Origin of the sequence: Bordetella genomosp. 9 (assembly GCF_002261425.1) — a bacterium.
GTDB lineage: Bacteria > Pseudomonadota > Gammaproteobacteria > Burkholderiales > Burkholderiaceae_B > Bordetella_C.
This window is the reverse complement of record NZ_NEVJ01000002.1, coordinates 61,709-84,056: the sequence shown is the minus strand read 5'-3', so window position 1 is coordinate 84,056 and position 22,348 is coordinate 61,709. Positions and strand designations below refer to the sequence as shown.

General features: G+C 66.9%; 22 protein-coding genes. 7 read left to right on the top strand and 15 right to left on the bottom strand.

The window, feature by feature from the left end; genetic code table 11:
- Positions 1 to 11 precede the first annotated feature (11 nt).
- The 8 genes from CAL26_RS06340 to CAL26_RS06305 all read right to left on the bottom strand — a co-directional run bounded on the left by CAL26_RS06340 (position 12) and on the right by CAL26_RS06305 (position 7,547).
- Positions 12 to 749 (bottom strand): ABC transporter substrate-binding protein, encoded by a 738-nt coding sequence (locus CAL26_RS06340; RefSeq protein ID WP_094846110.1) that lies wholly within the window; start codon positions 747 to 749, stop codon positions 12 to 14.
- A 76-nt stretch (positions 750 to 825) separates the two neighbouring features.
- Positions 826 to 1,596, bottom strand: a complete 771-nt coding sequence (locus CAL26_RS06335) for an MBL fold metallo-hydrolase (protein ID WP_094846109.1) — start codon at positions 1,594 to 1,596, stop codon at positions 826 to 828.
- 52 nt (positions 1,597 to 1,648) lie between these two features.
- The gene (locus tag CAL26_RS06330; RefSeq protein WP_256988091.1) at positions 1,649 to 2,638 is read right to left on the bottom strand and encodes a Bug family tripartite tricarboxylate transporter substrate binding protein; all 990 of its coding nucleotides are present in this window, start codon (positions 2,636 to 2,638) and stop codon (positions 1,649 to 1,651) included.
- Between the two features lie 99 nt (positions 2,639 to 2,737).
- The gene (locus CAL26_RS06325; protein ID WP_094846108.1) at positions 2,738 to 3,790 is read right to left on the bottom strand and encodes an Ldh family oxidoreductase; all 1,053 of its coding nucleotides are present in this window, start codon (positions 3,788 to 3,790) and stop codon (positions 2,738 to 2,740) included.
- Positions 3,791 to 3,913: 123 nt separating this feature from the next.
- A complete protein-coding gene (locus CAL26_RS06320) occupies positions 3,914 to 4,882 on the bottom strand; it encodes an ornithine cyclodeaminase family protein (protein WP_094846107.1) in 969 nt (322 codons plus the stop codon).
- An 84-nt stretch (positions 4,883 to 4,966) separates the two neighbouring features.
- Positions 4,967 to 5,710, bottom strand: a complete 744-nt coding sequence (locus tag CAL26_RS06315) for a maleate cis-trans isomerase family protein (RefSeq protein WP_094846106.1) — start codon at positions 5,708 to 5,710, stop codon at positions 4,967 to 4,969.
- On the bottom strand, positions 5,707 to 6,567 hold the full coding sequence (locus CAL26_RS06310) for an alpha/beta fold hydrolase (RefSeq protein ID WP_179283280.1): 861 nt from the start codon (positions 6,565 to 6,567) through the stop codon (positions 5,707 to 5,709). The genes CAL26_RS06315 and CAL26_RS06310 overlap by 4 nt, the downstream gene beginning before the upstream one ends.
- A gap of 17 nt (positions 6,568 to 6,584) precedes the next feature.
- Positions 6,585 to 7,547: a Bug family tripartite tricarboxylate transporter substrate binding protein gene (locus tag CAL26_RS06305; protein ID WP_094846104.1), complete on the bottom strand. Its 963-nt coding sequence runs from the start codon at positions 7,545 to 7,547 to the stop codon at positions 6,585 to 6,587.
- A gap of 248 nt (positions 7,548 to 7,795) precedes the next feature.
- On the opposite strand from CAL26_RS06305, the gene CAL26_RS06300 reads away from it, so the two are divergent.
- The 3 genes from CAL26_RS06300 to nirD all read left to right on the top strand — a co-directional run bounded on the left by CAL26_RS06300 (position 7,796) and on the right by nirD (position 11,570).
- Positions 7,796 to 8,350 (top strand): GNAT family N-acetyltransferase, encoded by a 555-nt coding sequence (locus tag CAL26_RS06300; RefSeq protein WP_094846103.1) that lies wholly within the window; start codon positions 7,796 to 7,798, stop codon positions 8,348 to 8,350.
- Between the two features lie 311 nt (positions 8,351 to 8,661).
- Positions 8,662 to 11,214, top strand: a complete 2,553-nt coding sequence (gene nirB, locus CAL26_RS06295) for a nitrite reductase large subunit NirB (protein WP_094846102.1) — start codon at positions 8,662 to 8,664, stop codon at positions 11,212 to 11,214.
- Positions 11,214 to 11,570, top strand: coding sequence for a nitrite reductase small subunit NirD (gene nirD, locus CAL26_RS06290; protein ID WP_094846101.1), 357 nt, complete (start codon positions 11,214 to 11,216; stop codon positions 11,568 to 11,570). The genes nirB and nirD overlap by 1 nt, the downstream gene beginning before the upstream one ends.
- A 65-nt stretch (positions 11,571 to 11,635) precedes the next feature.
- Here nirD and CAL26_RS06285 read toward each other — a convergent pair whose 3' ends face one another.
- From CAL26_RS06285 to CAL26_RS06270, 4 genes are all read right to left on the bottom strand, one after another.
- Positions 11,636 to 12,607 carry a Bug family tripartite tricarboxylate transporter substrate binding protein gene (locus tag CAL26_RS06285; protein ID WP_094846100.1) on the bottom strand — a complete coding sequence of 324 codons (972 nt, stop codon included), beginning with the start codon at positions 12,605 to 12,607 and terminating at the stop codon, positions 11,636 to 11,638.
- Between the two features lie 92 nt (positions 12,608 to 12,699).
- Positions 12,700 to 13,572, bottom strand: a complete 873-nt coding sequence (locus CAL26_RS06280) for an isocitrate lyase/PEP mutase family protein (RefSeq protein ID WP_094846099.1) — start codon at positions 13,570 to 13,572, stop codon at positions 12,700 to 12,702.
- Positions 13,569 to 14,495, bottom strand: a complete 927-nt coding sequence (locus CAL26_RS06275) for an NAD(P)-dependent oxidoreductase (RefSeq protein ID WP_094846098.1) — start codon at positions 14,493 to 14,495, stop codon at positions 13,569 to 13,571. The genes CAL26_RS06280 and CAL26_RS06275 overlap by 4 nt, the downstream gene beginning before the upstream one ends.
- Before the next feature lie 65 nt (positions 14,496 to 14,560).
- A complete protein-coding gene (locus CAL26_RS06270; RefSeq protein WP_256988089.1) occupies positions 14,561 to 15,370 on the bottom strand; it encodes an SDR family oxidoreductase in 810 nt (269 codons plus the stop codon).
- Positions 15,371 to 15,536: 166 nt separating this feature from the next.
- Between CAL26_RS06270 and CAL26_RS06265 the strand changes: the two genes are divergently transcribed.
- Positions 15,537 to 16,919 (top strand): MmgE/PrpD family protein, encoded by a 1,383-nt coding sequence (locus tag CAL26_RS06265; RefSeq protein WP_094846096.1) that lies wholly within the window; start codon positions 15,537 to 15,539, stop codon positions 16,917 to 16,919.
- Between the two features lie 18 nt (positions 16,920 to 16,937).
- On the opposite strand, the gene CAL26_RS06260 is transcribed toward CAL26_RS06265, so the two are convergent.
- Complete coding sequence (locus CAL26_RS06260) at positions 16,938 to 18,323, bottom strand: L-serine ammonia-lyase (RefSeq protein WP_094846095.1); 1,386 nt, start codon at positions 18,321 to 18,323, stop codon at positions 16,938 to 16,940.
- Positions 18,324 to 18,472: 149 nt separating this feature from the next.
- Between CAL26_RS06260 and CAL26_RS06255 the strand changes: the two genes are divergently transcribed.
- Positions 18,473 to 19,390, top strand: coding sequence for a LysR family transcriptional regulator (locus tag CAL26_RS06255; protein ID WP_094846094.1), 918 nt, complete (start codon positions 18,473 to 18,475; stop codon positions 19,388 to 19,390).
- 51 nt (positions 19,391 to 19,441) lie between these two features.
- Here the strand turns inward: CAL26_RS06255 and CAL26_RS06250 are convergent, their stop codons facing one another.
- Both CAL26_RS06250 and CAL26_RS06245 read right to left on the bottom strand, forming a co-directional pair.
- Positions 19,442 to 19,987, bottom strand: coding sequence for a cytochrome b (locus tag CAL26_RS06250; RefSeq protein WP_094846093.1), 546 nt, complete (start codon positions 19,985 to 19,987; stop codon positions 19,442 to 19,444).
- Positions 19,984 to 21,114, bottom strand: coding sequence for a catalase family peroxidase (locus CAL26_RS06245; RefSeq protein WP_373454457.1), 1,131 nt, complete (start codon positions 21,112 to 21,114; stop codon positions 19,984 to 19,986). Before CAL26_RS06245 ends, CAL26_RS06250 begins: the two co-directional genes overlap by 4 nt.
- Before the next feature lie 141 nt (positions 21,115 to 21,255).
- Here CAL26_RS06245 and CAL26_RS06240 point away from each other — a divergent pair, with 141 nt between their 5' ends.
- Positions 21,256 to 21,996, top strand: coding sequence for an SDR family oxidoreductase (locus CAL26_RS06240; RefSeq protein WP_218831530.1), 741 nt, complete (start codon positions 21,256 to 21,258; stop codon positions 21,994 to 21,996).
- 49 nt (positions 21,997 to 22,045) lie between these two features.
- A complete protein-coding gene (locus CAL26_RS06235) occupies positions 22,046 to 22,348 on the top strand; it encodes an EthD family reductase (protein ID WP_094846947.1) in 303 nt (100 codons plus the stop codon).

Sequence of the window (22,348 nt, the reverse complement as noted above, 5' to 3'; positions counted from 1 at the left end):
GCGGGTTGGGGTCAGGCAGCCGGCGGCGCGACCGCGGCGCCCTCGATCTTGTGGCGCTGCAGCGCATCCGCGACGAAACCGCTCGCCTTCATTTCCTCGACGAAGGCGCGCAGCTCGTTGGCGGCAGCGTCGCCCCGTCCCTTGGGCAGGCCCATCGCCTGGCGAATCACCATGAAGCTTCCGGGCAGCAGGCGCAGGCCCGGCACGCGCTGCATATCGGCTTCCAGCTGCTGCTTGACCCCGGCCGCGACCTCGGTTTTCTCGGCCACGAAAAAATCCACCACGGCGGGCGACGTCGGCGCACGGACGATCTCGGCCTGCTTGAGCTCGCGCGTCAGGTACAGGTCATAGGCGCTGCCCTTGCCCACCGTCACCCGCGTGCCGGGGCGGTCGACTTCGGCGCGGTCGCGCAGCGGCGAATCTTCACGCACCAGATAGGCGCCCTCGATCAGCACATAGGCGTCGGTGAAGTCGATGCCGGCGCCGCGCACGGGGTCGATGGCGAAGAAGCCGATATCGGCCTGTTCCGCCGTGACGGCGTCCACCGATTTGCCGGCGCTGTCGAAGACCACCAGTTCCAGCTCCACGCCCAACCGCTTGGCGAAGGCGCGCGCCAGGTCCACGGAGACGCCGGCGGCGCCTCCGGGGCCGTCGTCGCGGCGCGCCAGGATGGGATTGCCGACATTGATGGACGCGCGCAGGCGGCCGGTGGGAATGAACGTCTGCAGGACTTGCGGATCGAGCGGCATAGCGGATCTCTCGAAAAATGGGTCGTGTGGTGAACCGGACTCGCGGCCAGCCGCGAGCGCTTGCGCAGCCCGCGCGTCAGGCGCTATAGCGGGCGGTCTCGCCGCCGCAGCATAGGTCGATGACGGTGGGCTGCAGGTCTTCGCCAAACCAGGCTTTCATGGCCGCGCGCCGCTCGCCGACATAGACCGGCTGGCCCGCGTCGTCCAGGCGCATGCAGAGGTCGTGGCCAGGAATCAGCAACGTATCGGGCAGCCGTCGCCAGGTCGTCCAGATCAGCGCCAGCGTCGCGCGGCTGGCCTGCATATCATACGTGTCGTTGACGCTCATGCTGAGCAGCTCGGCGCGATTCTTGGCGGCATCGCCGGTGAACAGCAGCGGCTGCGCGGCGCCGGACACGGTGAACAGCAGATGGCCCGGCGTGTGGCCCGGCGCGACGATGGCGGTGAAGCCCGGCAGGAATTGTTCGCCGTCCGCGATGCGGCGCACGCGCGGCGACACGGTCAATTCGCGCACATACAGTTCCGGCAGCGGATCGAATCCGGGCGGCTGCGCCGCCGCCCACGCCAGTTCACGATCGCCGATCCACACGGTGGCATTGGGGAACAGGGTGAAGTTGACCGAATGATCGTAGTGCGCATGCGTCAGCACCACGTCGGTGATGTCGGCGGCGTCCATGCGCAATTCGGTCAGCTGCTGCTTCAGCAGATGACGGGCGCCGAAGGCGCCGACGTCCACCAGGATATTGCGGCCTTCGCCACGCAACAGCGTGGTGGTGCTCCACCCCAGGGTGCCGTGAAACAGGCTGCGCCCGGGATAGCCGTTGATCAGGACATCCAGTTGGTACATGTCTACGCTCCGTTCCGGCCAGGTGGCGGCCGCGTTCCGTGCCCGTCCGGGCCTATTGCTTGGGTATGCCGGCATCCTCGATCAGCCGCCGGTAAAGCTCCAGGTCCGAACGGATCTGCGCGGCGAACTGCTCGGGCGTGCCCGCCACCATATCGTTGCCGCCTTCCGTCACCAGCTTGCGCACGACGTCGGGGTCGCGCGATGCCTTGACCACTTCGTCATGCAGGCGCCCGACGATGCGCGGATCGGTACCGGCCGGCGCCAGCATGCCCTGGAACTGGGTGACCGAGAAACCTTTATAGCCCAGCTCTTCCATGGTCGGGACATCAGGCAGCACGGCGGCGCGACGCGGACCCGAGACCGCGAACGGACGCAGTCGGCCGCCCTGGATCTGCGGCGCGGACGTCACCACCGTATCGAAGGTGAACGACAGCTGGCCGCTCAGCACGTCGGTCAAGGCCTGTGCGTTGCCTTTGTACGGCACATGCGTCATCTGGGTGTGCGTCGTCAACGCCAGCAGCTCGCCCGCCAGATGGCCGCCGGCGCCGACGCCCGCCGATCCGTAGCTGAGCTGGCCCGGGTGGGCGCGCGCCTGCGCGATCAGGTCATCCAGGCTGCGTATCGGGGATTTCTGCGGGACGACCAGCACGTATTGGTAGCTGGCGATCTGCGAGATGGGCGCGAAGTCCTTGACGGGGTCGTAAGGGGTCTTGCGCGCGTAAAGAGAGGGATTCACCACCAACGGCCCGCTGGCGTCCAGCAGCAGCGTATAGCCATCCGGCTGCGCCTTGGCGACGAAGTCGGTGCCTATCATGCCGTTGGCGCCCGGCTTGTTCTCCACCACCAACGCCACGCCCATGCTGACCGACATCTTCTGCGCGATGACGCGCGCGGTGATGTCGGCCGCGCCGCCCGCCACGTAGGGCACGATCACGCGTATCGGCTTGTTCGGATAGTTGCCGGCCTCGGCGGCCAGCGCCTGCGCATGCATGCACGGCAGGGCCAGCGCGAACAGGACCAGCCTGCCCATGGTCTTCCACATTGCTGTCTCCTTATGCTTTTTCGACGCTGTCCGCGTTTACGCGGGCGAGCGGGCTTTATCGCTTTTCGACGCCGCCCGCGTGAACGCGGGCTTTATGTCCTACGCGGACGCCTTGGCGGCGTGCTGCTGCAGCAGCGCCACCGTCGCCGCGTCCAGCGCGATGCCTTCGCGGCGCTGGCGCGCCATCTTGCCCAGCTCGATCTCGCCCGGGACGATGACCGGCCGCGCGGGGTCGGCCGGCGGACTCTCGTGCAGGATGGCGGCGAAATCGTTCATGCGCTGGGCCAGCCATTGCGTCGAACCCAGCTTGCGCGTGTCGATCAGGATGAAGAAATGGCCCAGGTTCTGCGGCTCGTCCGGCGCGTCCACCCAGGACTTCACGTGCGTCAGGTAGGCGGCGTTGGCGAGTACGCCGGAGAACATGTCCACCAGCAGCGCCAGCCCATAGCCCTTGTGTCCGCCGATGGGCAGCAGGAAGCCGTCCAGGGCCGCCTTGGGATCGGTGGTGGGACGACCGCCGGCGTCGGTGGCCCAGGTATCGGGTATGGCCTGGCCGGCCTTCAGCGCGTTACGGATCTTGGCGCGCGCCACCACGCTCATGGCCATGTCCAGCAGGAAAGGATCGCCGCCCGGATTGGGGACGCCGAAGCCCAGCGGACTGTTGCCCAGCCTGGCGTCGCTGCCGCCCCAGGGCGCGATGGTGGTGGTTGCATTGCTGCCGATGATGCTGGCGTAGCCGGCCTGCGCGGCGATCAGGCCATAGGGCGAGATCGGCCCGAAATGGTTGCTGCCGCGGGCGAAGGCGACGCCGACGCCGCAGGACTCGGCGGCTTCCATGGCCGCGCGCAGCGCATGCATGCCCACCAGCGGCCCGACACCGTTGTCGCCGTCGACCAGCCGCAGCGCCGGCGCCACCGCCTGCGTGCTGATCCGGGCGCGCGCATTGATGCCCCGCACCTGCAGGCGATCGCCATAGGATTCGATACGGCTCAATCCATGCGTGGACAAGCCGAACAGGTCCGCCAGCACCAGGATGCGCACCACGTCGGCGGCGTCGGCCTCGGGCAGGCCCAAGCCCATGAAAGCCCGGGTACCCAGGTCGGTGAGTTCTGCCTCGGTATAGAGGTGATTGTCTTGTACTTGTGCGGTCATGGCTGGTCTCGTCCCCGATAAAAGCGGAAGCGCCGCCCGGTTCGGGCGGCACGGCCAGCATGATGCGCAAACGCGCTTATCCAGTAAAGCGCAAATATTCGGATGATTGATGCATGAAACGCATCACCCCGCCGCCCCCATGGGGAGTTGCACGCCCATGCCCCGCTCGCGGGCGGTGGCCAGGACGACGGCGCCGGCGTACAGGTCCTGCACCGCCATGCCGTGCGATTCGAACAGCGTGATCTGGTCGTCGGACGTGCGGCCGGGCCAGCGGCCCGTGACCACGCCGCCCATGTCAGCCAGGTCTTCCCAGTAGACCAGGCCATTCTCGTAGGCCGGCAGCAGGTCGCCGCACTCGCCTTGCGCGACCTCGCGCGAATCCACCACGATGACGTCCGCGCGGCGCACGGTTTCGAGATCGATCTCGCGCCGGTCCAGCGCATTGGAGCCGGTGGCGGCGACGAAGGTGCCGGGTTCCAGCCAACGGCCATCGAACAGCGGTTCGGATGCCTTGGTCATGGTGACGACCACGTGCGACCCGCGGACGGCGTCCTCCCGCGAGGCCGCGGGCCGCAGACGCGCTGCCACGCGCTGCGACATCTCGTCGCAGAAGGCGCGCACGGCGTCCTGGTTGCGTCCGAACACCTTGACTTCCTCGATCCCGCGCACGGTGCACACGGCTTCGAGCTGCGTGCGGGCATGGCGGCCGTAGCCGAACAGGCCCATGACGCGCGCATCCTGCCGCGCCAGGTAGCGCGCGGCCACGCCAGTCGCCGCCCCGGTACGTATGCGGCCCAGCCAATCGGATTCGATGATCGCCTCGGTATTGCCCTGCTCGTGGTTCATCATGTGCAGCAGGGTATTCAGCGGCTTGCCCGGCCTGTTGTAGTAGGCCTTGTAGCCGATGTAGCCGATCTCCGGCGCGGCGGCCTGCAGGATGTGCAGATGGCCGCCGGGCTGGCGCGTGCGGCGCCGGGGCACGTCGAAGGCCTTGCCGCGGCCATGCGCGGAGAAGGCGCGTTCCACTTCTTCCACCGCCCTGGACATGGTCAACAGTTGACGCACGTCGGATTCGTTCAGATAGAGCACCATGCCGGCATCCTGTAGGCGCGTCCGCGCCGAAATGGAAAAGATAGCCGCCCTTGCCCGGCGGCGCCACTACGTATCACGTGCGTATCACCGGATCGCCACGCCCCGCGCGCCCGACAGCAGCAGTCCGCCGTCCGCCGCCGTGTCGCGCACGCCTATGGTGCGCAGCGCATTCCACATCATCGCCGTGGCGCTGGAGATCACGGGCTTGCCCAGATCGCGCTCCAGCAGGTTGATCGCGTCCACCGTCGGCATGCCGACGCCGCTCAGGAACAGGGCCTGCGCATCCGAATGATCGACCTGGCGTCCGAGCGAATAGGCGCGTTCCGGGGTTTCATCATAGATGTTGACCACGCCCGGCAGGATGCCATGTGCCACCACCTTCATGCCATGGGCTTCCAGGTGCGCCTTGCCCTGCAGCGTCGTCTGTTCGTTGTACGGCGTCGCGTAGGCCACACGCTCGATGCCCAGATGCTTGAACGCCGCCAGCACGCTGCCGAAGGCGGTGATGAAGGGAATGCCGTACTGCTGTTCCATGCGCGCGACCAGTTCGGCCTCGCCCTGCTTGCCCAGCGTATAGCTGGTGGCGGTATGGGCCATGACGATCACGCCGGGCTTGACCATGGCGAGCAATTCGACGTTTTCCGGTATGTGCTCGATCTGGGTGCGATTACGGTCGTCCTGGCCGGCATGCGCGCCGGTCAGCCCGTGGGCCACCATGCGCGTGAAATGCAGGGACACGCCCTTCGGCACCAATTGCTGCATCTCCGGCTCCACGGTCGGGTTGCCCGGAGGAACCAGAAAGCCGATGCGGCCGCGCCATCCCATCATGATGTATTCCTTTCGATAAAACGTAGGGCGATTTCCGCGCAGGCATCGGGATGCGTGGCGGCGATGTGATACGAGTCGGCCTGCAGCTCGACCAGCGACGACCCGGGAATCCGCGTCTGCCAGCGGCGCACTTCCGCCACCGGCTGGCGCTGGTCGTAGGCGCCCGGCTTTTCCGGTTGCACGGCGACGATGACCTGCGTGGGGCAGCGTATGTCCTCCAGGCGCGTCGGCTCGGCCAGGCGTGGGAACATGCGGATGCAGGCCTTGACCGTCGCCGCTGGCGCCAGCCCCATGTACCGCGTCCACCACGCCATGCCCTCGGGCGGCAAGGCGGTGCCCATGCGGCCGGGCATGGTCGCGCGCGCCCAGCCTTCGACGCCACCACCGTCGACCAGGCCCAGCCAGTCGTCCACCCACTTGCCCAGGGCGCCGCCCGGCGAAATCAGGACGCCGGCGAGGGTCAGCGTCGCCATCCAGGTCGCGCCGCGCTGCGCGAGCTCCAGCGCGATCTGCGCGCCCAGTTTCGCCCCCACCACGTGTATCGCGCCACCGAGGTGGCGCGCCAGCGCGTCGATGTCGTCGGCCATGGCCGCGATCGACAGCGGGTCGTGTTCGCCGACCGCCGACGACAATCCGTGGCCGCGCAGATCCACCCGTACGACACGGCAATGCCTGGCCAGCGCCGGCACCCATCCCGTGAATGCCTCGGCGGATTCCGATACGCCGTGCAGCAACATGACCACCGGCGCATCGCGCCAGCCATCGGTGTAGTCGTCCACGACGTAGGCGATATCGACCCCGGGCGCCACTTCCATCCTTTCGGTCGTGCGTCGGGCTGACTCGTAGAAATTCGCCATGCGTGCTGTCCCCGCCTTCATTGCTTGTCGATGTTGCTGTCCTTGATCACCGCGGCCCACTTGTCGATTTCCTTCTGGATCAGGGCCTGCAGGTCCTTGGCGGGCAAGGCGTGGGGATGGATGGTCTGGGCTTCCAGCTTCTGCTTGACCTCCGGATCGTTGACCGCCTGCAGGAAGACTTTCTCCAACTTGGCGCTGACGTCCGCCGGCATCCTGGCGGGGCCCAGCAGGCCGATCCAGTACGACGTTTCATAACCGGGGTATCCGAGTTCGGCGATGGTCGGCACGTCGGGCAGGATGGGGTCGCGCTGCGCGCTGGTGACGGCCAGGACCTTCAACTTGCCATCCTTGACCATGCCCATGGACGTGGCATAGGCCTCGATCTTGACGTCCACGCGTCCGGCGATCAGGTCCGCCTTGGCGGGGCCTGTTCCCTGATAGGGCACGTGCACCATCTGCAGGCCGGCATCCTTGGCCAGCATGGCCATGGACAGGTGCGGCCAGCTACCCGTGCCGGCCGATGAATACACCACCTTGCCGGGATTGGCCTTGGCGTAGGCGATGAACTCCTTGAAGGTGTTGTACGGCTTGGTGTACTGCGCCAGGAACACGCCGGGATGGTCCGCCATCAGCGCGATGGGCGTGAAGTCCTTGACGGTGTCGTAGGGCAGCTTCTCGCGCAGCGAGGCGTTGACCGCGAAGGCGGTCTGGCCGACCAGCAGGGTGTAGCCATCGGGCGCCGCCTTGGCGACGTAGTCCGATCCGATGATGCTGCCGGCGCCGCCGCGGTTCTCGACGATGATGTTCTGCCCCAGCAGCTCCTGCGCCTTGGCCACGACGATGCGCGTGACGACGTCGGTCGAACCGCCCGGCGGGAAGGGCACGATGATGTGTATGGGCCGGTCCGGATAGGCGGCCTGCGCCGCTCCGCCGACGAAAAGCGCGGTCATACCTGCCGCGACGAGGCTGGCGAGTTTCATTGATTTGTCTCCTGATTTTGTTGTTCAAGGCGCGCGACGGACTGGCCTCCCCTGCTACCGGGAAGCTATGTTCCGCTGATCGAACCACTATATCGTTCAACGGACTATATTTTGCGTCCGATCGCTTGTCAAATCCATCGCCCGTCGGGCTAGGCCTTTGGTATCGTTCAGCGACACGTAAGCCCTAGACCGCGCGCGGCGTCACATCACCGCGCATACTATGGGCTGCCCACAGACACGCCGACCCCATGAAACGCCTGCAGCTGCTCCGCCGTTCGCCCCCCCGCGAAGCACTTCCCGGGGCGGACACCGACTACAGCGTCCTTCCCATCTCGCCCGCGCACATCGACGGCTATCGGCGCGCGCTGGACACGGTCGCGCGCGAACGGCGGCACCTGAGCTTCCTGCAGGCGCCGCCGGTGGAGCAGACGCGCGCCTTCGTCATGAACAACATCGCCATGCGGCATCCGCACTATGTCGCCCTGGCCGATCGCGACGTCGTCGGATGGTGCGACATCGTGCCCCTGGCGCAGCCCGGCTTCACGCACACAGGCGTGCTGGGGATGGGCGTGCGGCCGGACTGGCGCGGGCGCGGCATCGGCAAGGCCCTGCTGAACGCGGCCCTGGGCGCCGCCGCGGCCATGGAACTGCACCGCATCGAACTGGAAGTCTATGCGGCGAACGCCGCCGCGCGCGCGCTCTATCGGTCCTGCGGATTCGTCGAGGAAGGCGTGAAACGCAAGGCGCGCTACCTGGACGGCCACCACGAGGACATCGTGATCATGGCGCGCCTGCTGGCCTGAGACCAAGCCGGATCGGCGGACCGCCTGAACACGGCGACGCCGCGACACCGAAACGCGACAGCCCCAAAGACGTGCACCACGCACCGCATTGCGCACCACACACGCGCATGCGGACCACGTTCCGACCCGGCGTGCCCGGCACCGTACCTGGCATGCGTATTGCTTGATCTTCCAGGCCGGGAGCAATCCCGGCACACAACTCGAGCATGACAGGCAAAGGCGCCTCGACCTCACGGTCGCGGGCGCCTTTTTGTCGTTTGCTTTCCGTCTTCTGTTTACGTCTCCCGCAGACGCGACCCCGGTGACTTCATATGAATGCAGCGCATCCCACCCCTACCCTAGAGACCCTGGTCGTGGTCGGCAACGGCATGGTCGGCCATCACTTCGTGGAACAGGCGATCGCCCAGGGCGCGCTGGATCGCTACCGCATCCTGGTCTACGGCGAGGAAACACGCCGCGCCTACGACCGGGTGCACCTGTCCGAATATCTGGCCGGACGCGACGCGGAGTCCATGGCCATGAGCGACGCGGCTTTCTACGATCGCCCCGGCCTGCACCTGCGACTGGGTGTGCGCGTGCAGGAAATCGACCGCCGCAACCGCGAGATCGTCACCGATGAAGGACGCCAGTCCTACGACAAGCTGGTCCTGGCGACCGGCTCCTTTCCCTTCGTGCCGCCCGTGGCCGGCGCCGAGGGCACGGCCGGGCTGGTGTACCGCACGCTGGACGACCTGGACCTGATCCGCGCGGCGTCCGTGGGCGCGCGGCGCGGCGTGGTCGTGGGCGGCGGCCTGCTGGGGCTGGAGGCCGCCAATTCCTTGAAGACCCTGGGCCTGGACGTGCACGTGGTGGAGTTCGCCCCGCGGCTGATGCCCGTGCAGCTGGACGACTTCGGCGGCGCCGCGCTGAAAGCGCGCATCGAGGCGCTGGGCGCCCATGTGCACCTGTCGCGCTCCACGCAGGCGATCAAGGAAGGCCTGCGCTACCGCTACGCCATGCGATTCGCGGAAGGCGAACCGCTGGAAACCGACCTGGTGGTGTTTTCCGCCGGCATCCGGCCACGCGACGGCCTGGCGCGCGCCGGCGGCCTGGCGGTGGGCGAACGTGGCGGCGTCGTGATCGACGACCGCTGCCGCACCAGCGACGAGGCCATCTACGCCATAGGCGAGTGCGCGATCTGGAACGGCACGGTCTTCGGCCTGGTCGCGCCGGGCTACCAGATGGCCCGCACCGCCGCGTCCGACCTGTGCGGCGCGGCGCCGCAAGCCTTCACGGGCGCCGACATGTCGACCAAGCTGAAATTGCTGGGCGTGGACGTCGGCTCGATCGGCGACGCCCACGCCCGGACGCCCGGCGCCGTCAGCTACCGGTACATCGACGAGGCAGGCGCGAGCTATCGCCGGCTGGTGGTTTCCGCCGACGGCAAGCGCGTGCTGGGCGCGGTGCTGGTGGGCGACAACAGCTATTACGACACGCTGCTGCAATATGCGCAGAACGGCATCGCGCCGCCCGCCGACCCGGCCAGCCTCATCCTGCCATCCGGCGCGGGCGCGCCGGCGCTGGGCCCCGATGCCCTGCCCGCCACGGCCACCATCTGCTCGTGCCACAACGTTAGCAAGGGCGCCGTCTGCGCGGCCATCGACGAAGGCTGCACCGACCTGTCCGCCATCAAGTCCTGCACCAAGGCATCCACGGGATGCGGCGGCTGTGCCGCGCTGCTCAAGCAGGTCTTCGAACACGAACTCTCGCGCCGCGGCGTGGCCGTGGATAAAAGCCTGTGCGAGCACTTCGCCTACACGCGCCAGGAGCTGTACGGCATCGTCCGCGTCGAAGGCGTGGAAACCTTCGAAGAACTGCTGGCCCGGCATGGCCGCGGCCGGGTCGGCTGCGATATCTGCAAACCGGTCGTGGCATCCATACTGGCGTCGTGCTGGAACCGGCCGATCCAGGACCCCAGCCTGGTTCCCCTGCAGGACACCAACGATACCTTCATGGCCAACATGCAGAAGAACGGCACCTACTCCGTGGTGCCGCGCATACCGGGCGGCGAGATCACGCCCGACGGCCTGCTGGCCATCGGCGCCATCGCCAAGGAATACCAGCTGTACACCAAGATCACCGGCGGGCAGCGCATCGATCTGTTCGGCGCGCAGTTGCATGATCTGCCCGACATCTGGTCCGCGCTGATCGCGGCGGGTTTCGAGACCGGCCACGCCTACGGCAAGGCCACGCGCACGGTGAAATCCTGCGTCGGCAGCACCTGGTGCCGCTACGGCGTGCAGGACAGCGTCAAGATGGCCCTGGACATCGAGAATCGCTACAAGGGCCTGCGCGCCCCGCACAAGCTCAAATTCGCGGTCTCCGGATGCACGCGCGAATGCGCGGAAGCACAGAGCAAGGACGTGGGCGTGATCGCCACCGAAAAGGGTTGGAACCTGTATGTCTGCGGCAACGGCGGCATGCGGCCACGCCATGCCGAACTCTTCGCCACCGACCTGGACGACGCCACCCTGATCCGCTACATCGATCGCTTCCTGATGTTCTATATCCGGACCGCCGACAAGCTGCAGCGCACCTCCGTCTGGCGCGACGCCCTGGAGGGCGGCCTGGACTACCTGAAGGCGGTCATCATCGAAGACAGCCTGGGCCTGGCCGCGGAACTGGAAGCGCAGATGCAGCTGGTGGTCGACCGCTACGAATGCGAATGGGCCAACGCCTTGAAGGATCCGGAGAAGCTCAAGCGCTTCCGGACTTTCGTCAACGACCGGCGGCCCGACCCCGACATACGCTTCGTGCAGGAACGCGGCCAGCCGCGCCCCGCGCCGCCCGAAGGAACCCATCCCATCGTCGAGGAGATCGCCTGATGCAAGCCACGACAGACCCCGGCAGCTGGCGCCACGCCTGCGACCGCCGCGACCTGGTGGAGAACTCCGGCGTGGTGGCGCTGGTCGACGGCGCGCAGGTCGCCCTGTTCTACGTACCCGGCCATGAAGGCGCAGACCTGTATGCCGTCGACAACCGCGATCCCAGGTCCGGCGCGAACGTCGTCGGCCGCGGGATCGTCGGCCACCTGAACGGCGAGCTGGTGGTGGCGTCGCCCCTGTACAAGCAGCACTTCCGGCTGCGCGACGGGCAGTGCGTGGAGTATCCGGAGCAGCGGCTGCGCACCTGGCAGGCGCGCTTCAACGGCGACGCCGTGGAAACGCGGCCGGCGCCTTGATACGCCTGATATCCCTTGCCCGCTGATACCCCTGCCGCAGTGCCGCCCTGCCGCCTTCTGGCGGCTCACTGTGTCAGGTGGCTGGACAGCTTGTCGACGGTCGCCTGCGCACGCCGCACCGTCGCGGCGAATTCCTCCGGGGTATTTCCCACCGGCTGGATCAGCAGCGGCTGCAGCACATTGAGCACCTGCGGATCCCGCGCCGCCAGGCGCATGCCGTCGGCGATCTTCCCCACCAGGGCATCCGGCGTCCTGGCCGGCACGAAGATGCCGTACCAGTTATTGGTGAAGTCCACGTCGCCCAGGCCGGTTTCGGCATAGGTGGGCACGTCGGGCACTTCCGCCAGGCGCTGGTCGCTGCTCAACGCGAGGATCTTCATGGTGCCCGCCTTGTGGTGCGGCACCACCGACGACAGGCCGGTCACCATCATGGTGACGCGCCCGCCGATAATGTCGTTCACCGCGGCGGACGTGCCCGCATAGCGTACGTTCGTCATATCCTTCAGGCCCATCTTCTCCACCAGCCCGGTGCCCGCCAGCAAGGTAAAGGGTTCGCCGCTGGCCCAGCTGCAGCGCGCCGCGGTCTTCGCGCAGGCGCGCTTCAGGTCATCGATGGTCTTGATGTCGGTGCCCCCCTTGACCACGATGCCGGTGGGCCCCGACGCCAACATGCTGACCGGACGCAATTCCACCAGGGGATCGGCATCCATGGACTTGCTGATGTACTTCAGGGCCGCGATCGCGGGAATCGAAATCAGCAGGGTGTAGCCGTCCGGCGCCGCGCGCATGACCTGGCGGGTGGCGATCATGCCATCGGCGCCGGGCTTGTTTTCGACGATGACAGGCTGCTTCCAGTGCTGCGACAGAAAGTTGGCCGTGGCGCGCGCGATGTTGTCGCTGCCGCCACCGGGCGAATACGGCACCACCAGTGTGACGGGCTTATCGGGAAATCTGTCGGCGGCGGATTGCGCGCCGGCGGCCGTGGCCGCCAGCGCCAGGGCGGACGCCAGCAGGATGGAATCGATCCGATGCTTCATGGTTTGTCTCCTCGTGGGCGGCGTCGGCCGGCGCTGCGCGCCAGTCCCGCTGCCCTTCTGTTTGGATGCAAGCACTGCGGACGGCTGAAAACCTAGATCGCGTACCTGGATTCCTCCCCGGTGATGCGGTCCAGGCCGACGAACTGGTTGAACGCTTCGAACGACGTCAGGCGGTCGGCGATCGCATTGGTCGAGCAGCCTTCGCGCATGAAGGTTTCCATCATTTCCTTGACGGCCTTGTGCATCGCCAGCATGGGCTCGACCGGGCACAGCGCATAGTCGAAGCCGATGTCGTGGATCTCCTTCAGCGACAGGTAGGGGCTTTTGCCCGAGCGCACCATATTGAACAGGATGGGCTTGCCCAGCGGCTTGAGCCGGCGAATGATTTCGCGCATCTGGTCGACGCTTTCCGGGGCGTCGGCATACAGGCCGTCGACCCCGGTTTCCGAGTAGGCCTCCAGGCGATCCAGGGCATCCGCGAGCCCGGTCACGGCGATCGCATCGGTACGTGCGACGACGAAGAAATTCGGGTCCGTCCGCGCGTCCAGCATCGCGCGCAGCTTCTGCGTCATTTCCTCCTTGGACACCAGCTGCTTGCCGGCAAAATGGCCGCAGCGCTTGGGCACGGCCTGGTCTTCCAGGTGCAGCACGGATGCGCCGGCCTCTTCCCACAGCTGTATGGTGCGCTGGGCGTCCAGCACGCCGCCGTAGCCGGTATCGGCGTCGGCGAAGACGGGGATGCTGGTCACGCGGCAGATGCGCCGGATATGGTCGAACATCTCTGTCTGGGTGAGCAGCCCGACGTCCGGCTTGCCCGCCACGATGGCGGACGCGACGAAGCCGCTGACGTAGATCGCCGGCGCGCCGGCCTGCTCGGCCAGCATCGCGGTGACCGCGTCATGGGCGCCCATGCAGACGAAGGGCGGCTGCTTGAGCAGCTCGCGGAATCGTTCGGATCGAGTCATGATGCCTCCTTGCGGGCTGCCTTGCCGCGCACTTCCACGCCCGCGGCCGCTTCGGCCAGGCGCACGATTTCCGTCATGTCGGCCTGGTCGCCCAAACGCGCGACCGCATCGTTCAGCAGGTCGCGCACGACGCTGCCCACGCGCAACGGCGCGCCGATCGCCTCGCTTTCGGACAGGCACAGGCCGACATCCTTGGCCGACAGGCCCATGGCGAAGCCAAAACCGAAGCTGCGGCTCAACACGTACTTGGGTATCTTGTCTTCCGAGGAATTGCTGCGGCCGGAGCCCGAATTGATGACCTGGACCATGATGTCCGGATCGAGCCCGGCCTTCACGCCCATGACCAGGGCTTCGGAGGTGACGGCGAGCGCCGTCACCGACACCAGGTTGTTGATGACCTTCATGGTCTGCGCCAGGCCCGGCTTTTCGCCGATGTAGAAGGGCTTGCCCAGCACCTGCAGCACCGGATCCAGCGTGTCGCAGGCCTCGCGCGGTCCCGAAAGCATGAGCGCGAGCGTGCCCTTGGCCGCGCCCGCCATGCCTCCGCTGACGGGGCAATCCACCGACGCGATGCCGCGCTCGCCCAAGCCGCTCGCCAGGCGTTGTGCCGCTTGTGCGCCCGACGTCGACAGGTCGACGGCAATGCGGATGGCGCTGCCCAGCGCCAGTCCGTCCGCGCCCAGCGCGACGTCGGTCACGATGTCCGGCTTGGGCAGCGAAACCAGCACGATGGACGCGGCATCGGCGACCGCGCGCGGCGAGTCGACGGCGCGCGCGCCCAGCGCGACCAGTTCCTTTACCGCCGCCGGCTGCGCGTCGTGGATGGTAAGCGGATAGCCGGCTTCCAGCAGCCGCCGCACCATGGGCGCTCCCATGCGGCCTATGCCGACGAAGCCCAGGTGAGGCTTGTCCTTGTCGTTCATATTCGTCTCCATCGTGATGGTCGTTCAGAAGCCGCGCGGGCGTGCGGGTCGAAGACTGCGTTTCCTCAAGCGGCCGTCCAGCCGCCGTCCACCGGCAGCATCGCGCCGGTGATGTCCGCCCCGGCGGGCGAGCAGAGCAACATGACCATGGCCGCCACGCTATCCATCGCCACGAAGCGTCCCGTGGGCTGCCGTGCCCGCAGGTAATTCGCCGCGGCTTCGGCTTCGGTGATGCCCTGTGTCGCCGCGATACCCGCGATCCGGTCGACGATGGGCGGCGTGGGCACCGTGCCGGGCATCAGGGCGTTGCAGGTCACGCCCGTGCGCGCGGTTTCCACCGCGATGGCGCGTGTCATCCCTATCAGTGCGGTCTTGGTGGTGATATAGGCGATGCGGTCCGAGGTCGCGCCAGCGCCATATACCGAGGACATGTTCACGATGCGGCCCCATGCACGCGCCCGCATCCCGGGCAGCGCCAGCCGCACCGTATGGAAAGCCGCCGACAGGTTGACCGCCACGGCTTCGTTCCAGTGCTCGGTCCGCAACTGGTCGACCGGCGCGAAATGCCTGACCACGGCGTTGTTCACCAGGATATCGACGCCGCCCAGTTCCGTTTCCGCCTGGGCCATCATGGCTTCGATCTGGTCCACGTCGTTCAGGTCCGCGCGCGACAGCGACACGCGCGAGCCGGTCTCTTCGGCCAGCCGGCGCGCGGCGGCCTGGGCGTCCTGGATGGGTTCCAGGCCGTGCAGCATCACGTCCGCGCCCGCCAGCGCCAGCCGCCGTGCGATGGCGTGGCCCAGCCCCGCGACGGAGCCGGTGATGACCGCGCAACGGCCGCGCATCGATGGCGCGATGGCGCTCTCTGTCTCCATGGTGCTCCTCTTTTATTGTCGGCCGGGGGACGCGACAGGACTTCCGCCGCGCCGGGATGACGGTTAGTATGATTGTATTATTGATATTTTGCAAAGGACACGGCATCCTATGACCGGACGATCATCGGACCTCGCTTCGACTCCAAGTACGGATATCGATACGGATATGGAGCGCTTCGGCCCCATCACCCGTGCGGTGGCCCGCTTCGGCGCGGAATGGCGCTGGAAGGACATCCCGGAAGCCGTGCGCCACGAAGCCCGGCGTTCGCTGCTGAACTACTTCGCGGTGGCGCTGGCCGGCAGCGCCGACCCGACGGTCGACATCGCCGCGCGCGTGTTCGCGCGATTCAGCGCGGGGCAGCAGGCCACGGTCATCGGTCGCGGCCAGCGGATGGATATGCTGAACGCAGCCAGCCTGAACGCCATGATGGCCAATGTCTTCGACTTCGATGACACCCATCCCGCCACCATCATCCATCCCACCGCGCCCGTGGCGCCGGCCGCTTTCGCCCTGGCGCAGGTCCAGCCGGTCAGCGGCGTGCGCCTGCTGCACGCCTTCATCCTGGGGGCGGAGATCGAATGCCGCATGGGCAATGCGCTGACGCTGGGGCATTACGCGCATGGCTGGCATATCACGTCGACCTGCGGCGTATTCGGCGCGGCCATCGCCAGCGCCAGCCTGCTCGGCCTGGATGCGCGCCGCACCGCCTGGGCGCTGGCCGGCGCGGGCAACCAGACCGGCGGGCTGGTGGAGACGCTCGGTACGATGTCCAAGAGCATCTCGGTGGGCAACACCGCCCGCAACGGATTGCTTTCCGCGCTGCTGGCGCGCGAGGGCCTGGCGGGCCCCGACCAGCCGATCGAAGGCGCACGCGGCGTGTTGAACGTGCTGTCCGCCACGCCGGCGCCGGAAAAGCTGATCGACGGCCTGGGCCAACGGTGGGAGCTTTGCACCAACACCTACAAGCCCTATCCCTGCGGTGTCGTGCTGAACCCGGTCATAGAGGCCGTACTGGCACTCAGGGAGCGCATGGCGCTTGCCGATCGCGATCCGGCCCGCGTCGCGCGGGTCGAACTCACTGGCCATCCGCTGCTGCGCCAGCGCACCGATCGTCCAGGCGTGCGCAACGGCCGCGAATCGCAAGTCAGCGCGCAACACGCCATCGCGGTATGCCTGCTGCATGGCCGTGCCGGCCTGGCGGAATTCTCCGACCAGGCCGTCGCCGACCCGCGCGCCCACGCGCTGGACACGCGGCTGCGCTTCCACGACGACGACGCCTATACCGTCGACGCGGTCGAGATACGGATCACCCTGGACGACGGCCGCGGCTTCGAGCACCGCATCGACGCCGCTCGCGGCTCATCGGGCAACCCGCTTACCGACGCCGACCTGGAAAACAAGCTGCGCGAGCTCTGCGCCTATGGTGGATCGGGCTGCGACGCGGAGGCCATCATCGGCGGCGTATGGGAACTGGAAACGCTGACAGACGCTGGCAAGCTGATGGCGCGGGCCGCCGGCACGCCAAGGACGGAGATACGGACGGGCTAGCCGAGAAACAGGCGGATCTCAGCACTCGACAATATTCACCGCCAGGCCGCCTCGGGCCGTTTCCTTGTATTTCATGTGCATGTCGGCGCCGGTCTCGCGCATGGTCTTGATCACCTTGTCCAGGCTGACGTAGTGCGAGCCGTCGCCATGCAGGGCCATGCGCGCGGCATTGATCGCCTTGACGGAGGCAATCGCGTTCCGCTCGATGCAGGGGATCTGCACCAGGCCTCCCACCGGATCGCAGGTCAGGCCCAGGTGATGCTCCATCCCGATTTCGGCGGCATTCTCGACCTGGGCCGGCGTACCGCCCATCACCGCGCACAGCGCGCCGGCCGCCATGGAACACGCCACGCCCACTTCGCCCTGGCAACCGACTTCCGCCCCGCTGATCGACGCATTCTCCTTGTAGAGGATGCCGATGGCACCCGCCGTGAGCAGGAAATCGACGATGCCCTGTTCGGTGGCGCCCCGAACCGCAAACGCGTAGTAATGCAGCACCGCCGGAATGATGCCGGCCGCGCCATTGGTCGGCGCCGTCACCACGCGACCGCCCGCGGCATTTTCTTCGTTGACCGCCAGTGCCCAGAGATTGACCCGGTCCAGCAGGCGCAGCGGATCGTCCCCATCGTCGCCTACCGGTCCGAGGCGCCGCGCCCAGTCGGCGGCGCGGCGCTTTACCTTGAAACCGCCGGGCAGCACGCCTTCCGTGCGGCAGCCCCGCTGCACGCATGCCTGCATGACCCGCCAGATGTCCAGCAGCCCGGTGTCGATCTCGTCGTCGGTCCGCCAGTGCCGTTCGTTGCACCGCATCACCTGGGCGATGCTGATGCCAAGTTCGCGCGTCAGCCGCAGCAGATCGTCCGCATGATGGAAAGGCAAGGGCAGCACGGTCGCATCGGGCGCGATGACCCGCTGCCGTTCGCCATCGGCCGCCAGCGAGTCGCTCACGATGAAGCCGCCGCCCACTGAGTAGTAGGTCGCCTCGCGCAGCAGCCGGCCACCCGCGTCGAAGGCGGCGCAGGTCATGCCGTTCGCATGGAAAGGCAAGGCGCGCCGGAAGAACAGGATGTCACGCTTCTCGTCGAAGGCGACTGCGTGATCGCCGCCCAGCCGAATCGCGCCCGCCTCGCGTATGCCCTGCAGGATGTCCGGCACCCGGTCGACATCGACGGTGTCGGGCCGATGGCCGGCCAGACCCAGCAGCACGGCCTTGTCGCTTCCGTGCCCCTTGCCCGTCGCGCCCAGCGATCCATACAGCGAGACCTGCACCCTCGCGACCTCGTGCATCTGCCCATGATCCACCAACGCGCGACAGAAGCGCCTGGCCGCGCGCATCGGTCCCACGGTATGGGAACTGGACGGTCCGATGCCGATCTTGAACAGGTCGAAAACGCTGATTGCCATGGATGTGCGCCAAAGACGGGCGACGCAACGCCGCCGGGAAGCATGAGATGCCACGCCCATGGTAGGAAGAGCGTATCGACATGTCTACTTATATAAATTTACGCGTACCATTAGAAAAATTGTCGAACCAAGGATGCTGGAGTCCCAGGATGGACATGAATCGCCTGCTCACCCTGCGCGAACTCGCGCGTTGCGGCACGATGGCCGCGGCGGCGCAGGCCCTGCATCTGACCCCGTCCGCCATATCCCAGCAGCTCGCGCAGCTCGAGCGAGACCTGGACACGAAACTCACCGAACGGCGCGGCCGCGGCGTGGCGCTCACCGCGGCCGGCCACGCGCTGGTGCGGCACGCCGAACGACTCATGTCGGTGCTCGACGAGGCCAGGTCCGAACTGGCGCAGTTGCGCACCGACATTGCCGGCGAATTGCGCGTGGCGGCCTTTTCCTCGATCTCGGTGGCGGTGCTGGCCGGCGCCCTGCGGTCCCTGCAAGCCCGCCATCCACGGCTGAAGGTGATCGTCAGCGAAATGGAGGCGCGCGAAGGATTGGCTGCCTTGACCGCCTGGCATACCGACGTCGCCGTCATCGACGATCTCGCGGTGCACCCGGGCGTCCGCCATCATGCCTATGAACTGGTTCCGCTGGCATCGGACGCCTTGCACGTGATGTTGCCCGCCAAGCATCCCTTGGCGCGGCGCACGTCCTTGCGCATGTCGGACCTCAAGGACGCGTCGTGGGCGCTGGACTCTTCCAACAGCTCCTTCGGCGATTTCGTCGCCGGGCTATGCCGGCGCGCCGGCTTCGAACCTCACATCAACGCCCACTGCGCCGGATTCGAACTGGTCGCCGCGATGGTGGCGGCCGGGTGCTCCGTCTCGCTGGCTTCCGGCCTGCGGCTCAGCCGCCCCCTGCCGGGCGTCAAGGCCGTGCGCCTGCGTCCGGAGATCCAACGGCGCATCCTGCTGGCCTATAGGAAAGGCGAACGGGACCACCCTGCCGTCCAGGCGCTCGTGGAAGAAGTCATGCGCTGCGCAAGGCGCATCCTGGTCGAATCCGCACCTGGCTAAGCGTCTCCACGGCGCCGCTGGCCGTGGAGGCAGCCGTGGGCTGCACGCGTTTCATATCCGCCGGCGGCGGACGGGAGCCATCGCCTCGAACACGCCGTCGCGCCTGATCCACGCGTGAAAAAGCGCGGCGGCAAGGTGCAGCAGGATCAGCGCGAAAAAGCAGAACGCCAGCGCCCGGTGCGCCGACCAGAGCACGCTATGCAATTCGGCGTTGGGGGGCACGATGGAGGGCAATCGCACCCCCGCCACGATCACCGGATAGTCGGCCGCGGAAAGCATGGACCACCCCAGCAGCGGCATCGCGATCATCAGCACATAGAAGGCGACGTGCGACAGCCGCGCCGCGAGCTTCATCGGCTCCGGCATACCCGCCGGCAACGGCGGGGCGCCCTTGCGCCACCGCACGATCAGCCGCAGCACGGCCAACACGAGAATCGCGATCCCCAGCGGCTTATGGATATTCACCAGCACCAGATATACGGGCTCGATGGTGGACATCATCCCCACGCCGATGAACAACATGGCCAGGATGGCGATCGCCATGAGCCAATGCAACGCACGCTGCAAAGGCGTGAAGGTCGGACAGGCGCCTTTCATGGTTTCTCCTGGGCAGGCACACGCGGATAGCTCGAAGACTCGCTGGTGCGGCGGTCATAGGACACGGCATAGGCCGCCGAACGGGCGGCGGGAAAGCGGTCGTCCGATGTACTCATGCCGGTGGGCAACACGGTGGGATCGAAGTTGATGTCGCGGCATGGGCCGTCCGCCTCGGCTTCGATCCGGCTCACCACCAGCGTACCGACGTCGACCTTGCGGCGGCTGTCCGGCCAGGCCTGGGTCGGATCAGCGGTCGGATCGCCCTTGTCGGCGATCGTCAGCACCAAGGCCCACTTCTGCGCGCCGGACGCGACGCGTCCGACGATTTCCTTGGACAGGAAGTCGGGGTCGCGCTTGGCCAACTCTTCGGGCGGGATGGGCACCGCGGTGGCAGCCGGCACGAACGACCAGCGCACCGCCCTGTTTTCGCCTTTCGCATCGGTCAGCACGAAACTGTTCAGGCTGTTGTAGCGATCCTCGGCGTATGACTCGGTAAACGGCGCGCTGTGCGCCCACGCGCCGAAAGCCCCCAGCGAAGGATGCGTGGCGGCGAACTGCTTCATGGCGGCGGGATTTTCCTTGTCCGCGGAGGCCAGTTGCAGTGCATAGAAGTCCTCTGGCGTCGCGACCGGGAAAATCGGCGCGTCGAGCATGGCGGTGCGCCATTCCTGCCCGTCGGGCGGCTGAATCCGCAAGCTGAGCCCGCGCACCCGCCCGGTGCCATCCGCCATGGTCGGAATCGGACCGGCCAGATTGAACCGCCCCGTGACCGGGTAGGCACCCGCCTTGAATACCGACGCGCGCGACAGATCGGCGCCTGCCCCATTGGCTTCGAAGGTGCCGGTAAAGCAGATGCCTTTGGCGTGATTCCGACGATAGCCTTTCACCGGTCCGCCGGGAGGCGCCAGTGAATCGACGACTTTCTCCGGGGTGATGCGCGTGGGGCTCAGCCAGCCGGCCGTGTAGGCGAAAGCGCCCGCGGCCGCGATGACGATCACGCCGATCCCGACGAGACGCAAACCGTCACCGCCCGCGGACCGCACTTTGTGTTTCGGATCATTCATTGCCACCCCCGCCTGACGGAGCCAGCCGTCCGGCCCTGCGGGCGGGCGGCGCAGTTCGATCAAATTTCATGTCGAATCCTCGTACGGTCCAATTCTGTACTGATTATTCCATAAAGTTCTTGCAGATCAACCCCACGGGCGATAGTATTTATATACCGATTGATATATAAATGTCCGGATCAGGGATATCGCATGAACACCCCCATTCTTCGTCTCGCCGGCAAACGCGCGCTGGTTACCGGCGCGGCCCGTGGCATAGGCGCGGCCATCGCGCTCAAGCTCGCCGAAGACGGCGCCGACGTCGCCATCACCTTCGAAAAATCGGCCGACAAGGCCGCGGGCGTCGCCGCCGAGATTCGTGCCCAAGGCCGCAAGGCAGCCGCCATCCAGGCCGATGCGGCCAGCCCGGAAGCCGCGCGGACCGCAGTCGAACGGACCGTCGCCGAACTCGGCGGCATCGATATCCTGGTCAACAATGCCGGCGTCCTGATCGCGGGCCCTTTCTCCGAACATACGCTGGAGGAGATCAACCTGCAGCTGGACGTGAACGTGCGCGGCGTTTTCATCGCCACGCAGGCCGCGCTGAAACACATTCCGAATGGCGGCCGCATCATCACCATAGGCAGCAATGCGGGCTTGTCCGTCCCGTTCGCCGGCATAGCGGTCTACGCAGCCACCAAATCCGCGATGGAAAGCTTCACGCGAGGTCTCGCCCGTGAACTGGGCCCCAGGGACATCACCGTCAATCTGGTCCGCCCGGGTCCCATCGACACCGACATGAATCCCGCGGACGGCCCTATCGCGGCTGCCGTCCTTCCCAGCCTGTCCATTGCCCGCTACGGCAAGCCTCGGGAAGTCGCCCAGGCCGTCGCCTTCCTCGCGGGACCCGACGCCGCCTACATCACCGGTTCGGGCATTCTTGTCGACGGCGGCATAAGCGCCTGAATGGCCACACACGCCCACACGGGCCCTCGGACAAATGATGGAAGAAAACATGACGAAGATGATCGTTGTTTGCGCTGGCGACGCCAACGTAAGGTTCGACCGCGACTATTACGCCAATGAACACTTCAAGCTGGCAAAGTCATGCTGGGCGGAGCATGGACTCCAGTCGGCGGAGGCATACTTCCCATACGCCGAAAACGGCGAATGGAAATCGATAGGCGTGTATACCTTTTCCTCGGAACAAGGCGTCCATGACGCGCTTGCCAGCCCGAAAACGCAGCAGGTGATGGACGATGTGAAGAACTTCACCGACGCGCCTGTCGTCATGCGCAGTCTGTTCACGACATTCTGA

Bases quoted from the DNA above. Each gene is read 5' to 3' on its own strand.
- CAL26_RS06270 (WP_256988089.1), bottom strand. From the start codon at position 15,370: ATGGAGACAGAGAGCGCCATCGCGCCATCGATGCGCGGCCGTTGCGCG.
- CAL26_RS06280 (WP_094846099.1), bottom strand. From the start codon at position 13,572: ATGACTCGATCCGAACGATTCCGCGAGCTGCTCAAGCAGCCGCCCTTC.
- CAL26_RS06310 (WP_179283280.1), bottom strand. From the start codon at position 6,567: ATGGCGAATTTCTACGAGTCAGCCCGACGCACGACCGAAAGGATGGAA.
- CAL26_RS06340 (WP_094846110.1), bottom strand. From the start codon at position 749: ATGCCGCTCGATCCGCAAGTCCTGCAGACGTTCATTCCCACCGGCCGC.
- CAL26_RS06250 (WP_094846093.1), bottom strand. From the start codon at position 19,987: ATGAAAGGCGCCTGTCCGACCTTCACGCCTTTGCAGCGTGCGTTGCAT.
- CAL26_RS06265 (WP_094846096.1), top strand. From the start codon at position 15,537: ATGGAGCGCTTCGGCCCCATCACCCGTGCGGTGGCCCGCTTCGGCGCG.
- CAL26_RS06235 (WP_094846947.1), top strand. From the start codon at position 22,046: ATGACGAAGATGATCGTTGTTTGCGCTGGCGACGCCAACGTAAGGTTC.
- CAL26_RS06260 (WP_094846095.1), bottom strand. From the start codon at position 18,323: ATGGCAATCAGCGTTTTCGACCTGTTCAAGATCGGCATCGGACCGTCC.
- CAL26_RS06305 (WP_094846104.1), bottom strand. From the start codon at position 7,547: ATGAAACTCGCCAGCCTCGTCGCGGCAGGTATGACCGCGCTTTTCGTC.
- CAL26_RS06335 (WP_094846109.1), bottom strand. From the start codon at position 1,596: ATGTACCAACTGGATGTCCTGATCAACGGCTATCCCGGGCGCAGCCTG.
- CAL26_RS06320 (WP_094846107.1), bottom strand. From the start codon at position 4,882: ATGGTGCTCTATCTGAACGAATCCGACGTGCGTCAACTGTTGACCATG.
- CAL26_RS06255 (WP_094846094.1), top strand. From the start codon at position 18,473: ATGGACATGAATCGCCTGCTCACCCTGCGCGAACTCGCGCGTTGCGGC.
- CAL26_RS06300 (WP_094846103.1), top strand. From the start codon at position 7,796: ATGAAACGCCTGCAGCTGCTCCGCCGTTCGCCCCCCCGCGAAGCACTT.
- nirD (WP_094846101.1), top strand. From the start codon at position 11,214: ATGCAAGCCACGACAGACCCCGGCAGCTGGCGCCACGCCTGCGACCGC.
- CAL26_RS06275 (WP_094846098.1), bottom strand. From the start codon at position 14,495: ATGAACGACAAGGACAAGCCTCACCTGGGCTTCGTCGGCATAGGCCGC.
- CAL26_RS06285 (WP_094846100.1), bottom strand. From the start codon at position 12,607: ATGAAGCATCGGATCGATTCCATCCTGCTGGCGTCCGCCCTGGCGCTG.
- CAL26_RS06325 (WP_094846108.1), bottom strand. From the start codon at position 3,790: ATGACCGCACAAGTACAAGACAATCACCTCTATACCGAGGCAGAACTC.
- CAL26_RS06315 (WP_094846106.1), bottom strand. From the start codon at position 5,710: ATGATGGGATGGCGCGGCCGCATCGGCTTTCTGGTTCCTCCGGGCAAC.
- nirB (WP_094846102.1), top strand. From the start codon at position 8,662: ATGAATGCAGCGCATCCCACCCCTACCCTAGAGACCCTGGTCGTGGTC.
- CAL26_RS06330 (WP_256988091.1), bottom strand. From the start codon at position 2,638: ATGTGGAAGACCATGGGCAGGCTGGTCCTGTTCGCGCTGGCCCTGCCG.